At 74.7% G+C, this 13,018-nt stretch carries 10 protein-coding genes, 1 pseudogene and 1 riboswitch; of the genes and pseudogenes, 7 read left to right on the top strand and 4 right to left on the bottom strand.

Going from position 1 to position 13,018, the window contains the following annotated elements:
• Positions 1–480, bottom strand: a pseudogene (locus SH587_RS24200) (hypothetical protein); the annotation flags it as partial.
• 90 nt (positions 481–570) lie between these two features.
• A riboswitch (TPP riboswitch) is annotated at positions 571–679 on the top strand.
• Between SH587_RS24200 and thiC the strand changes: the two are divergent.
• Positions 665–2,050, top strand: a complete 1,386-nt coding sequence (gene thiC / locus SH587_RS24195) for a phosphomethylpyrimidine synthase ThiC (RefSeq protein ID WP_375341810.1) — start codon at positions 665–667, stop codon at positions 2,048–2,050. It overlaps the preceding riboswitch by 15 nt.
• 81 nt (positions 2,051–2,131) lie before the next feature.
• Here the strand turns inward: thiC and SH587_RS24190 are convergent, their stop codons facing one another.
• A complete protein-coding gene (locus SH587_RS24190) occupies positions 2,132–2,338 on the bottom strand; it encodes a hypothetical protein (protein WP_320673232.1) in 207 nt (68 codons plus the stop codon).
• A gap of 239 nt (positions 2,339–2,577) precedes the next feature.
• On the opposite strand from SH587_RS24190, the gene SH587_RS24185 reads away from it, so the two are divergent.
• The 3 genes from SH587_RS24185 (at position 2,578) to SH587_RS24175 (ending at position 6,460) form a co-directional block, all read left to right on the top strand.
• Positions 2,578–3,519 carry a branched-chain amino acid transaminase gene (locus SH587_RS24185; RefSeq protein WP_320673231.1) on the top strand — a complete coding sequence of 314 codons (942 nt, stop codon included), beginning with the start codon at positions 2,578–2,580 and terminating at the stop codon, positions 3,517–3,519.
• Positions 3,520–3,686: 167 nt separating this feature from the next.
• Positions 3,687–5,300, top strand: a complete 1,614-nt coding sequence (cimA, locus tag SH587_RS24180; RefSeq protein WP_320673230.1) for a citramalate synthase — start codon at positions 3,687–3,689, stop codon at positions 5,298–5,300.
• Positions 5,297–6,460, top strand: a complete 1,164-nt coding sequence (locus SH587_RS24175) for a DegT/DnrJ/EryC1/StrS family aminotransferase (RefSeq protein ID WP_320673229.1) — start codon at positions 5,297–5,299, stop codon at positions 6,458–6,460. The genes cimA and SH587_RS24175 overlap by 4 nt, the downstream gene beginning before the upstream one ends.
• On the opposite strand, the gene SH587_RS24170 is transcribed toward SH587_RS24175, so the two are convergent.
• Entirely contained in the window at positions 6,457–7,350 is an 894-nt protein-coding gene (locus SH587_RS24170; protein ID WP_320673228.1) for a DMT family transporter, read from the bottom strand. The two genes, SH587_RS24175 and SH587_RS24170, sit on opposite strands and share 4 nt — an antisense overlap.
• 112 nt (positions 7,351–7,462) lie before the next feature.
• Between SH587_RS24170 and SH587_RS24165 the strand changes: the two genes are divergently transcribed.
• The 3 genes from SH587_RS24165 to SH587_RS24155 are packed head-to-tail and all read left to right on the top strand — an operon-like array spanning position 7,463 to position 10,440.
• On the top strand, positions 7,463–8,359 hold the full coding sequence (locus SH587_RS24165) for a LysR family transcriptional regulator (protein WP_320673227.1): 897 nt from the start codon (positions 7,463–7,465) through the stop codon (positions 8,357–8,359).
• 30 nt (positions 8,360–8,389) lie between these two features.
• A complete protein-coding gene (gene argH, locus SH587_RS24160) occupies positions 8,390–9,754 on the top strand; it encodes an argininosuccinate lyase (RefSeq protein WP_320673226.1) in 1,365 nt (454 codons plus the stop codon).
• Positions 9,751–10,440 carry a DNA-3-methyladenine glycosylase gene (locus SH587_RS24155; protein ID WP_320673225.1) on the top strand — a complete coding sequence of 230 codons (690 nt, stop codon included), beginning with the start codon at positions 9,751–9,753 and terminating at the stop codon, positions 10,438–10,440. The genes argH and SH587_RS24155 overlap by 4 nt, the downstream gene beginning before the upstream one ends.
• A 93-nt stretch (positions 10,441–10,533) precedes the next feature.
• On the opposite strand, the gene SH587_RS24150 is transcribed toward SH587_RS24155, so the two are convergent.
• Positions 10,534–13,018 (bottom strand): transglycosylase domain-containing protein (locus tag SH587_RS24150; protein WP_320673224.1); only part of this gene is annotated, 2,485 nt, incomplete at its 5' end.

Raw genomic sequence — 13,018 nt, 5'->3', positions numbered from 1 at the left:
GGCGCTGGCGGCGCGGCGGGCCGTGCGGCGCAGCGTCGTCGCCTTGCGGGCGGCGCGGCGGATCGCCGCCTTCGACGCGCCCTTGCGCTTGGCGATCCGGCGGGCGGCGGTGCGGGCGCTGCGGGCCTTGCGCGCGGCGCGCTTGGCCGCGGCGGCGGTCCGGATCGCGGCCGCCTGCTGCTCGGCGGTCGGCTCGTGGAGGGTCGGCGTGGTCGGCTGGCCGTCCTTCCCGACCGGCAGCCCGTAGGCCTTGCAGGCGGCGGTCAGCTGGTTCGCCTGGTCGCTCCGCTTCTGGATCCAGGCCGTGGCCGGCGCGGCGGCGGCGACCACCTCGCGCGCGTACTGCCCGCTCTGCAGGTACTCGGTCTTCGACGCCGGGGCCGTCTCGCGCGCGCCGGCGGGAGCGGCTGACGCGGCCACCGGGGCGACCAGCGCGAGCGTCGTCGCCGTGGCGAGCGGCAGGGTTCGCAGTCCTCGCATGGCCCCATCCTGACGGATCGAGGTGGACAACAGGTTGCCTGTCTGTTCACGCGACGGTCGGGCCCGCCGGATTGGCTAGGGTGGAGGTCCGACAACCATCCGGGGGGTCCCAGGCAGGGGCTGAGATAGCGCTGGCGCCGCGCTGACCCGACGACCTGATCCGGTTCATACCGGCGGAGGGAGCATCATGGAACGGCACGTCTTCCCGGAGGACGGCACCCCGCGCACGCAGCTGCGGGCGGCCCGCGAGGGGACGATCACGCCGGAGGCGGCGCGGGTGGCGGAGCGCGAGTCGCTCAGCCCGGAGACGGTCCGCGCCGAGGTCGCGCGGGGCCGGATGGTGATCCCGGCCAACCTCCACCACGCCGCCCTCGACCCGATGGCGATCGGCCTCCGGGCGCGGGTCAAGATCAACGCCAACATCGGCTCCAGCCCGACCACCTCGTCGCTCGACGAGGAGGTCGAGAAGCTGCACCTGTCGCAGCGCTGGGGGGTGGACACGGTGATGGACCTCTCGACCGGCAAGCGGATCCGCGAGACCCGCGAGGCGATCGTCGGCGTCGCGACCGTGCCGATCGGGACGGTCCCGATCTACGAGGCGCTGGAGCGGGTCAAGAGGCCGGAGCAGCTGACGGCGGAGATCCTGCTCGACGTGATCGGCGCCCAGGCCGAGCAGGGCGTCGACTACATGACGATCCACGCCGGCGTGCTGCTGGGCCACCTGGCGCTCTGCCAGCACCGCACGACCGGGATCGTCTCGCGCGGGGGCGGGCTGCTGGCGCGCTGGATGGTCCACCACGAGCGCGAGAACCCGCTCTACGAGGCGTTCGACGAGGTGCTGGCGATCTGCGCCCGCCACGACGTCACGATCTCGCTCGGCGACGGGCTGCGGCCGGGCTCGATCGCCGACGCCTCCGACGCCGCCCAGTTCGCCGAGCTCGACACCCTCGGCGAGCTGGTCGGCCGCTGCTGGGACGCCGGCGTCCAGTGCATGGTCGAGGGCCCCGGCCACGTGCCGCTCCACCAGCTGCAGGAGAACGTCGAGCGCCAGCAGCGGGTCTGCCGCGAGGCGCCGTTCTACACGCTCGGGCCGCTGGTGACCGACGTCGCGCCCGGCTACGACCACATCACCAGCGCGATCGGCGCCGCGGTCGTGGGCTGGCACGGGACCTCGATGCTCTGCTACGTCACCCCCAAGGAGCACCTGGGGCTGCCCGACGCCGAGGACGTCAAGCAGGGCCTGATCGCCTACCGGATCGCCGCCCACGCGGCCGACCTGGCCCGCGGCGGGTCGCACGGGGCGCGCGCCGCCCGCTGGGACCGCGAGCTGTCGCGGGCGCGGTTCGACTTCGACTGGAACCGCCAGTTCGCGCTCGCCGTCGACCCCGACACCGCCCGCGAGATGCACGACGCGACGCTGGCCGACGACTACTTCAAGACCGCCGAGTTCTGCTCGATGTGCGGCCCGAAGTACTGCCCGATGCACAACTTCCGGGACGTCGACTGGGAGCGGCTGAAGCAGCTCGGCGGCGACCGCGCCCGCCAGGTCGCCGGCGCCCCCGGCGACTGAGACCGGCCGCGAACGACGGACGGCCCCGGATCCTCCCTGCGCGAGGAGGACCCGGGGCCGTCGGTCGAGCGGCGACGACGATCAGTCGTCGGTGCGCGAGGCGCCCAGCCAGGTCGGGTGGGTGGCGACGCGGCAGTGCTCGACGCCCTCGGCGTCGACGTGGTCCGGCGCGTGGCCGGCGTCGAGGAACGCGTCCTCGATCGCGCCGGCCCGCAGGGCCAGCATCGCGCGGATCCGCTCGTCGCGGTCCTTCATCGACATCACGGGGTGCAGGGTGCGGTGGGACATCGAGGCCTCCGGTGCGCCGGGGGACGGGGGTGCCGACCGCTGGGGAAGGCCGGTTCCCGACGCCGTCCTCGACGCTACGCCGGTGCGGCCGCGATGCCCAGCCCGCGGCGGCGCCCCGCCCACCGGTCGGGGGGTGGCGGGGACCCGGGTGCGCGGGCACCGGAGGGCGCGAGGGCGTACAGTCCGAGGACCCGCCTTCGCTGGGGCGGGGCGATCAGCAGCGACGAGGAGCAAGCGCGGTGCCGCAGGCGGACGTCATCTGGAAGAACGGCGAGCTCGTCCCGTGGGACGAGGCGAAGGTGCACGTGCTGACGCACGCGCTGCACTACGGGACCGGGGTCTTCGAGGGCGTCCGCTGCTACGACACCGAGATCGGGCCGGCGATCTTCCGCCACCCCGAGCACGTCGACCGGCTGTTCAAGTCGGCCGAGCTCTACTACATGCCGATCCCGTACAGCCCGGAGCAGCTGCGCCAGGCGACGCTCGACACGGTCGCGGCCAACGGCCTCCGCTCCTGCTACATCCGGCCGATCGTCTTCCGCGGCGAGGGCCCGATGGGGCTCAACCCGCTCGACTCGCCGGTCGACGTCGTGATCGCCTGCTGGGAGTGGGGCGCCTACCTCGGCGACGAGGGCAAGGCCAAGGGCGTCCGCGCGAAGGTCTCCTCCTGGCGCCGGCTCTCGCCCTCGGGCCTGATCCCGCACGCGAAGGCGACCGGCCAGTACCTGAACTCGGTGCTGGCGAAGATCGAGGTGACGAAGGCCGGCTACGACGAGGCGATCCTGCTCGACGACGCCGGCGTCGTCTGCGAAGGCTCGGGCGAGAACCTCTTCGTCGTCCGCGAGGGCCGGATCTACACCCCGCCGCAGACCGCCTCGATCCTCGACGGCATCAACCGCCGCTCGGTGATCGAGATCGCCCGCGACCTCGGCTACGAGCTGGTCGAGCGCGACCTGGCCCGGGCCGAGCTGTACCTGGCCGACGAGATCTTCTGCACCGGCACCGCCGCCGAGCTGACCCCGATCCGCGAGGTCGACGACCACGCCGTCGGCAGCGGCGAGCCGGGGCCGATCACGCGCGAGGTCCAGCGGGTCTTCGAGGACGCGCTGCACGGTCGCGACGAGCGCTACCGGCGCTGGCTCGACCCGGTCCCGGTCCGCGAGGCGGCGCAGCCGTCGTGAACGGACGGGCCGACATCGGCCGCCGGGCGATCCGGCGAATTCCGTAGGGCAACCGGGCCGGCACGGCCTGGTCGCCCGTGCCCACCGACGCGACCCCGCAGCCGGCAGCCGCCGGCGCGGTCGGTCGCAGCGTCCGATGTCCGCCCGAACCCCCACGACCGCCACCGATGACCTCCACCGTTCCCACCCGGCCCTTCGAGCTCTACGACGCCACGCTCCGCGACGGCATGCAGGGCGAGGGCATGTCGCTCTCCGCCGAGGAGAAGCTGCGGGTCGCCAAGAAGCTCGACGAGCTCGGCGTCCACCTGATCGAGGCCGGCTTCCCGGCCTCCAACCCCAAGGAGCAGGAGCTGTTCGCCCTGCTCGCCCGGGAGACCTGGGTCAACACGACGATCGCCGCCTTCGGCATGACCCGGCGCCGCGACCTCCGCGCCGACCAGGACCCGGCGCTGCGGATCCTCGCCGACTGCTTCTGCGACGTCACCACGATCGTCGGCAAGACCTGGAGCCTGCACCTGGAGAAGGTCGTCCGCGTCGACCCGGCCGAGAACCTGCGGCTGATCGCCGACTCGGTCGCCTTCCTCGTCGGCGAGGGCAAGCGGGTCGTCTACGACGCCGAGCACTTCTTCGACGCCTGGCGCGCCGACCGCGAGTACGCCCACCGCTGCCTGCGGGCCGCGGTCGAGGCCGGCGCCGACACGATCACCCTCTGCGACACCAATGGCTCGTCGCTGCCGATGCAGGTCCACGAGGCGGTGCGGGCGGTCGTCGACGAGCTCGGCGCCCACGCCCGGATCGGGATCCACGCCCACGACGACGCCGGCTGCGGGGTGGCGAACTCGCTGCTCGCCGTCCAGGCCGGCGCGACCCACGTCCAGGGCACGACCAACGGGATCGGCGAGCGGACCGGCAACGCCAACCTGACGACGATCACCGCCGACCTCGAGCTGAAGATGGGCATCCGCTCGCTGCCCGAGGGCGGGCTGGCGAAGCTGACCGCGACCGCCCACTTCGTCGACGAGCTGCTGAACCGCCAGCCGCGGCCGACCCAGCCCTACGTCGGCCGCAACGCCTTCGCCCACAAGGGCGGGCTGCACGTCGCCGGGATCCGGGCCGACGCGTCGACCTTCGAGCACGTCGATCCGGCGACGGTCGGCAACGCCCGCGAGGTCCTGATCTCGGAGCTGGCCGGCAAGGGCACCGTGGTCGAGAAGGCCGAGGCGGCTGGGCTGACGGTGACCGACGAGCAGGCGGTCCGGATCATCGACCGGGTCAAGGAGCTGGAGCACCGCGGCTACCAGTTCGAGGCCGCCGACGGCAGCTTCGAGCTGCTGCTGCGGCGCGAGACCGGCGCCTACGAGCCGCTCTTCACGCTCGAGAGCTGGCGGGTGATCGTCGAGCAGCGGGCCGGCGGCCAGGTCGAGACCGAGGCCACGATCAAGATCTGGATCGGCGACGAACGGTTCGTCCGCACCGCCGAAGGCAACGGCCCGGTCCACGCCCTCGACCGCGCGCTGCGGAGCGCGATCGGCCAGGTCCACCCGCACCTCTCCGACATCGAGCTGGTCAACTTCAAGGTCCGGATCCTCGACGAGACGAAGGGCACCGGCGCGGTCACCCGGGTCCTGATCGACGCCAGCGACGGTGCCGCCACCTGGGGCTCGATCGGCGTCGGCGAGAACCTGATCGGGGCCTCGTGGGAGGCGCTGGTCGAGTCGCTGGCCTGGGCCGAGCAGCCGGGCCGGCGGGCGGCGGCGATCGCGGAGGCCGACCGGGCGTGAGCGCCGAGGAGCGGATCCCGCTGGCCCAGCCGGTGATCGGCGAGGCCGAGGAGCAGGCGGTGCTCGAGGTGCTGCGCTCGGGCCAGCTGTCGCTCGGCCCGCGGCTGGGCGAGTTCGAGCGCCGCTTCGCCGACCGGGTCGGCGCCACCCACGCGGCGGCGGTCTCCTCGGGGACCGCCGGGCTGCACCTGGCGCTGCGGGCGGTCGCGGACGACCTCGACGGCCGCGAGGTCGTGACCTCGCCGTTCTCGTTCATCGCCTCGTCGAACGCCGGCCTCTTCGAGCGCGCGACGCCGGTCTTCGTCGACGTCGACCCGGTGACGCTGAACGTGCCGGCGGCGGCGGTCGCGGCGGCGGTCGGCGAGCGGACGGCGGCGCTGCTGCCGGTCCACATCTTCGGCGTGCCGGCGCCGACCCCGCAGCTGGAGGGCCTCGGCGTGCCGATCGTCGAGGACGCCTGCGAGGCGCTCGGCGCGGTCCATCCCGACGGCGTCCCGGTCGGTGGCCGCGGCCACCCGGCGGTCTTCGCCTTCTACGCCAACAAGCAGCTGACCACCGGCGAGGGCGGGATGGTCACCGTCGGCGATCCGGCGATCAAGGACCGGATCGACAGCGAGCGCAACCAGGGCCGGGCACCGGGGATGGCGTGGCTCGACCACGACCGGCTGGGCTTCAACTACCGGCTCTCCGACATCCAGTGCGCGCTCGGGATCGCCCAGCTCGGGCGGCTCGACGAGATGCTCGCCGCCCGCGAGCGGATCGCGGCCGCCTACGGCGAGCGGCTGGCCGAGCTGGCGGCCCGCACCGGGCTCGAGCTGCCGCCGAGCGACGCCGACCTGGCCGGCACCGACGTCGCCGGCGCCCGCCGCTCGTGGTTCGTCTACGTCGTGCGGCTGCCGCGCGGCGTCGACCGCGACGCGACGATCACCGCCCTCGGCGAGCGCGGCGTCCAGACCCGCGACTACCTGCCGGCGATCCACCTCTTCTCCTTCTACCGCGAGCGGTTCGGGTTCCGGCGCGGCCAGTTCCCGGTCGCCGAGGACGCCGCCGCCCGCGGCCTGGCGCTGCCCTTCTTCCCGGCGATGAGCGAGCGGCAGGTCGAGCGGGTCGTGGCCGAGCTGACCGCGGTGTTGACCGGCGACCGGCCGCCCGCGGACTAGCGGCGGGCGGGGACGGGCGCGCGCCCGGCGGCCGTCGTCGGCGGCCGCCGCCGGACCACCGCGGCGACCGCGGCCAGCGTGATCGGCATCCCGACCAGGGTCAGCGGCGCGACCGGGTCGCCGAGCAGCGCCAGCGCCATCAGCGCGGTCACCGGCGGCACCGTCAACAGCGTCGCCGAGACGACGCTCAGCGGCAGCCGCTGCAGCAGCAGCGCCTGCAGCACCATCGCCCCGACGGTCCCGGCCCAGGCCAGCCACAGCACGCACTCGACGAACTGCGGGCCGAGCGTCACGTGGGTCTGGCCGCTGAGCAGGGCGACCGGGCCGAGCACCGCCGCGCCGACCAGCGACTGGACCGCGACGGCGATCCGCGGGTCGACGTCGCCGCCCCAGCGCTTCTGCAGCAGCGAGCCGCCGGCCAGCCCGAGCATCGCCACCAGCACCAGCGCGACCCCGGCCCCGACGCGGGCGTCGCCGAGGCTCGGCGCGAGCGAGACGGCGACCCCGAGCAGCCCGGCGGCGAGCGCGGCCCAGGTCGCGGGCCGCGGCTGCTCCATCGCCAGCGCGCCGGCGGCGGCGGTCGTCACCAGCGGGGTCAGGCCGAGCATCACCAGCGCCATCAGCGCCGGGTGCACGCCCAGCCGCAGGGCGCTGTAGCCGAAGCCGAACTGGACCGCCTGCAGCAGCAGCCCGATCGTCACCAGCCGCCGGTAGGGCGCCCGCCGCCAGCCCGGCACCCGCAGCGCCAGCGGCACGATCACCAGCGACGCCAGCAGGAACCGGACGACGAGCAGCGCCAGCGGGTCGGCGACCGCGACGCCGAGCGCGCCGACCACGTAGCCGGAGGCCCACAGCAGGACGAAGGCGAGCAGGAGCAGGAGCGCGGCCACGGCAACGATCGTGGCGCCGCCCGGGGTCGCGGCCGATCGCGTCTCGGCCGTGATCGATCACGATCCGTGATCGGTCGTGGCAGCGGAGCCGGCGCTCTGCCACGCTGGGCGGGTGGACCTGGACCTCGCGCACGTCCGCTCGTTCCTGGCGGTGGTCGACTACGGCGGCTACCACCGCGCCGCCGAGGCGCTGCACCTGAGCCAGCCGGCGGTCAGCCAGCACGTCCGCCGGCTGGAGGCCCAGCTCGGTCCCGCCGGCGGGCCGCTGTTCGCGCGCCAGGGCCGCGGGGTGGTGCCGACCGGCCGCGGGTTGGCGGTCGCCGACGAGCTGCGGGCGGTCGTCCGCGCCCACGACGTCGCCGTCCGGCGGCTGACCGACGGCGACGCCGACCGCCGGCCGTTCGTGGTCGGGGTCGTCGAGCACGTCGTCGATCCGTGGCTGCCGGCGATCGTCGCCGACCTCCGGCGAACGCTCGGCCGCGACGTGCAGCTGCGGGTCGACCGCTCGTTCCGGCTCAAGCGGCGGCTCGACGAGGGGGCGATCGACGCGGCGATCCTGCTCGACCCGAGCGGCGCGCCGCGGCCGCTGGCGGTGGCCACGGTCGACCTCCGCTGGTACGCCGCGGCCAGCGTCCGCCCCGGCGCCAGCCCGGCCGAGGATCCGCCGTCGGGGCGGCCGCTCGAGCTGGTCGCCTACGACGCGCCGTGCCTGATCCGCGAGCTGGCGATCGAGCAGGTGACGGCGCTCGGCTGCGAGCCCCGGATCACCGCCGAGAGCCCGATCATGAGCGGCGTCCACACCGCCGTCCGGGCCGGGCTCGGGGTCGCGCTGCTGGCCGCCGGCGGCGACGGGCTGCGACCGATCGAGCGCGGACCGCTGGCCGTGCCGATCGCCACCGAGCTGTGGCTGGTGGGCGACGCCGACGGCGTGGTCCGGAGCGCCGTCCGGCGGGCCTTGCGCGACGAGGTCGCGGCCGTCCGCCGCCGCGGCGCCGCCCGCGCGGCCTAGCCGGCGGGCGGCCACCTAGACTTGGCCCCGATGTCACGCTTCGCTGAGCCGCAGGATCCCGTCTTCCGGGCGATGAACACGTCGCTCGGGTTCGACCGCCGGCTCTGGCGCCAGGACATCCGCGGCTCGCGCGCGCACGCGACGATGCTGGCCGCGCAGGGGATCATCGGCGACGACGACCTGGCGGCGATCCTGCGCGGGTTCGAGCAGATCGAGAGCGAGCTGGAGCAGGGCACGTTCCCGTTCGAGCCGAACGACGAGGACATCCACATGGCGGTCGAGCGCCGCCTGACCGAGCTGGTCGGCGATCCCGGCGCCCGGCTCCACACCGCCCGGTCGCGCAACGACCAGGTGGCGACCGACGTCGCGCTGTGGGTGGGGGAGGCCAGCGAGCGCGCGGTCGCCGCGATCGAGACCCTGATGCGGGCCCTGATCGACGTCGCCGAGGCCCACCGCGACTGGCCGATGCCGGCCTACACGCATCTCCAGCGGGCGCAGCCGGTCTACCTGGCCCACCACCTGCTGGCCTACGTCTGGATGCTGGAGCGCGATCGCGCCCGCTTCCGCTTCGCCGGCGAGCAGGCGCTGCGGCGGATGCCGCTCGGCGCCGGCGCCCTGGCCGGCGTCAACTTCGCCACCGACCGGACGATGACCGCGGCCGCGCTCGGCTTCGGCGAGCCGGCGCCGAACTCGATCGACGCCGTCTCCAACCGCGACTTCGTCCTCGACTACCTGAACGCCGCCGCCACCTGCGCGACCCACCTGTCGCGGCTGGGGCAGGAGATCGTCCAGTGGGCGAGCGAGGAGTTCGGCTTCCTGACGCTGCCGGACGCCTGGTCGTCGGGCAGCTCGCTGATGCCGCAGAAGAAGAACCCCGACTGCGCCGAGCTGCTGCGGGCCAAGGCCCCCCGGATCGTCGGCCACCTGCAGGCGCTGCACGGCGTGATCCACGCCCTGCCGCTGACCTACAACAAGGACCTGCAGGAGGACAAGGAGCACCTGTTCGACGCCGCCGACACGATCGAGCAGGCGCTGGCCGCGGCGGCGGGGATGATCGCCGGTGGCACGTTCCGCAAGGACCGGATGGCCGCGGCCGCCGCCGACGAGCTGCTGGCCGCGACCGACCTGGCCGACGCGCTGGTCCAGCGCGGGGTCCCGTTCCGCCAGTGCCACGCGATCGTCGGCGGGCTGGTCCGCGAGGCGGTCGACTCCGGCCGCGCGCTGTCGCAGCTGTCCGACGACGAGCTGACGGCCCAGAGCGAGCACCTGGGTCCGTGGATCCGCGAGCTGCTGGAGCCGCTGTCGCTGCTGGAGCGCAAGCAGAGCCAGGGCGGCACCGCGTCGGCGCGGGTCGCCGAGCAGCTCGACCTGGCGCGGGCGCTGCTCGCCGGGTGACGGTGGCGCCGGCCCCCGACCCCGACCCCGACCCCGACCGGGACCCGGCGGACGGGGCCTGGATCGCGCCGCCGCCGCTGCCCCACGGCTTCTACGCGCGGCCGGTGGTCGAGGTCGCGCGCGACCTGCTCGGCTGCGTGCTGGTCCACGGCGAGACGGCCGGCCGGATCGTCGAGACCGAGGCCTACCACGAGACCGAGCCGGCCTGCCACGGCTACGGCACCCCGCCGCGGCCGACGCCGCGGACCGAGGTCCTGTTCGGCCCGCCGGGCTACGCCTACGTCTACCGCTCCTACGGCATCCACGCGATGATCAACGCGGTCTGCGAGCCCGAGGGCACGGCGGCCGCGGTCCTGATCCGCGCGGTCGAGCCGCTGGCCGGGATCGAGCGGATGCGCGAGCGGCGCCCGGGTCGTCCCGAGCGCGAGCTGGTCGCCGGGCCGGGTCGGCTGACGGTCGCGCTCGCGATCACGCTGGGGATGGACGGCGCCGACCTGGCCTCGGGCGTGGTCCGGATCCTCGCGCCGCCGCCGGGAGCGCGGCCGGTGTCGCTGGTCGACGGCCCGCGGATCGGGATCACCAAGGCGGTCGACCTGCCGTGGCGGTTCGCCGACGCCTCGAGCCCCGACGTCTCGCGGCCGTGGCCACCGGCGATGCGCCGCGCGTCCGTCGGGCGCCGCCGCTGAGGCACGCCGCGGCCCGCCCCGCTGAGGGCGGCATCGCTCGGCCTCAGCGGGGCCGGCCTGGCGCGCCGAGCGCCCAGCCGAAACCGCCGCCGCTCAGCCGAGCGGGACGGCGCCGCTGCCGGTCCCGGAGCCCGATCCGGTCCCCGACCCCGACCCCGACCCCGACCCGCTGCCCGATCCGGAACCGGAACCGGACCCCGACCCCGACCCCGACCCGCTGCCGCCGGGCTGCGGGTTGACGGGCGGAGGCCCGGTGGTCGTGTTGCCGCCCCCGCCGTTGCCGGTCCCGCCGCCACCGCCGCCGTTGCCCTCGCCGGCGGCGTCGCCGGCGCCGGTGGTCCCGTCGCCGGTCGTGGCGCCGCCGGACTCGCCGTCGGTCCCGGAGCCCGAGCCGGAGCCGACGTCGGGCAGGTCGCTGGTGCCGTCGCCGACGGGCACGTCGTTGCCGGTCGGCTCGGGCTGGTTCTTCGGCGCGCGCTCGGTCAGGATCGCCTCGGCCTCGCCGACGAAGGTGCCCCAGATCGCGGCCGGGTAGGTGCCGCCCTCGACCGGCTCGCCGTTGTACTCGGTCTGCATCGGCTTGCCGGAGTTCGGGTAGCCGACCCAGACCGCGACCGTCAGCCGCTTGCTGAAGCCGACGAACCAGGCGTCGATGTTGTCCGAGGTGGTGCCGGTCTTGCCGGCGGCGAACCCGCCGTAGGCCGCGCGCTTGCCGGTGCCGGTGGTGACGACGGTGCGCATGATCTGCGTCGTGGTGTCGGCGACCTGCGGCGACATCACGCGGATCTTGCGCGGCCGGTTGCGGGTCACCTTGTCGCCGTCGACGACCTCGGTGATCCCGACCGGACCGCCGTGCGGCGCGCCGAGGGTGCCGTTGACCCGCACGCCGCGGGTGGCGAACGTCTCGTAGGCGTGGGCCATGTCGAGCACGGTGACGCCGCGGCGCGGGGCGCCCAGCGTCAGCGCGGCGTTCGAGGAGACCGGCGAGCGGACGCCCATCCGCCGGATCAGCTTCGCGATCCGCTTGGTCCCGACCTTCAGGCCGACCTCGGCGTAGACCGCGTTGTCGGAGAAGGTCAGCGCCCGCGCCAGGCTCGTCGACCCGGAGTAGGCGTTGTGGTCGTTGGTGACCCGGAAGACCTCGCGGTTGCCGGCGTGGTCGCGGACGTGGAAGGTCTTCTTGCCCGAGGTCCAGGTGGAGTTCGGCGAGATCCCCTGGCGCAGCGCCTGGGCCAGGGTGAAGGGCTTGAAGGCCGAGCCCGGCTGCCGCTCGCCGTGGGTGGCCAGGTTGAACGGGGCCTGGCGGAAGTTGCGGCCGCCGATCATCGCCCGCACCTCGCCGGTCCGGTTGTCGATCGCGACCAGCGAGGCCTGCGGCCCGTCCGGCGAGCCCAGGTACATGTTGACCGCGCGCTGGGCGGCGGCCTGGAGCGGCTGGTCGAGCGTCGTCTTGACCTTCAGCCCGCCCTCGTAGGTCTTCTGGGCGCCGTAGCGCTCGACCAGCTGGCCGCTGATCCAGGAGGCGAAGTAGGGGTTCTTGGAGTCGAGCGACGGCGGCTCGACCTGGTCCTTCGGCGGCAGCGGCTCGACCCGCGAGGTCTCGTACTCCGCCCGGTCGATCATCCCCTGCTGCATCATCTTCAGCAGCACGGTGTTGCGGCGGCGGAGCGCGGCGCCGGCGTCGACGTTCGGGTCGAAGCGCGACGGCGAGGCGATGATCGCGGTCAGCAGCGCGGCCTCGGCCGGGCGCAGCTCCTTCGCGCACGGCCGGTTGGCGGTCCGCCCGCAGCCCTCGTGGTCGGGGCTGCGGCCGAAGTAGGTCCGGGCCGCCGACTCGACGCCGTAGGCGCCGTTGCCGAAGTAGACCCGGTTGAGGTACATCGTGAGGATCTTGCTCTTGGTCCACTTGCGGGTCATGTGGTACGCAAGAGCGGCCTCGCGGAGCTTCTGGAAGACCGTCCGCTTGTTCTCCGCCTCGAGCGCCATCTTCACCAGCTGCTGGGTGATGGTCGAGGCGCCCTGGACCGCGCCGCCGCTGAGGATGTCCTGGACCGCCGCGCGGGCGATGCCGCGGATGTCGACGCCGCTGTTCTCGAGGAACCGCTCGTCCTCCATCGCGATCACGGCGTCCTTCATGGTCGGCGAGATCTGGTTCGCCGTCAGGACGTAGCGCGCGTTCGAGCCGGCCAGGACGCCGATCTGCTTGCCGCTGCGGTCGAGCAGGACCGAGTTGCGGGCCGACCGGAACTCCTTCGCCGAGTCGAGGTCGGGGAGGTCGCTGGCGACCGCCATCATCATCCCGAAGATCGTCGAGACGATCGCGAGCGCGGCGACCGGGATCAGCAGGCCGAGCAGCCGCAGCCACCGGAAGCGCAGCTTCGGCCGTGGACCGCGACCGCCGGGACCGCCCGGGCCGCCGCCGGTGGTGGGCTCGTCGACGTCGATCGGCGGCAGGCCGGCCCCGCCGTGGTCGGCGGTCGGCGGCGCGGGAGCCGGGGCGGCGGGCGCGGCGGCGAAGGCGGCCGTCGGCAGATCGGCCGGGGCGGCGCTCGGACGGGGGCGCGGCGGGGCGGCGGCG

Source organism: Patulibacter defluvii, assembly GCF_034096925.1.
In the GTDB taxonomy this organism is placed as follows: Bacteria; Actinomycetota; Thermoleophilia; order Solirubrobacterales; family Solirubrobacteraceae; genus Patulibacter; species Patulibacter defluvii.
The sequence above is the reverse complement of the archived record's forward strand: the minus strand, read 5'-3'. Positions and strand labels throughout refer to the sequence as shown.

Coding starts and splice junctions, on each gene's coding strand:
- SH587_RS24190 (WP_320673232.1), bottom strand. CDS start 2,338: ATGTCCCACCGCACCCTGCACCCCGTGATGTCGATGAAGGACCGCGAC.
- cimA (WP_320673230.1), top strand. CDS start 3,687: ATGACCTCCACCGTTCCCACCCGGCCCTTCGAGCTCTACGACGCCACG.
- argH (WP_320673226.1), top strand. CDS start 8,390: ATGTCACGCTTCGCTGAGCCGCAGGATCCCGTCTTCCGGGCGATGAAC.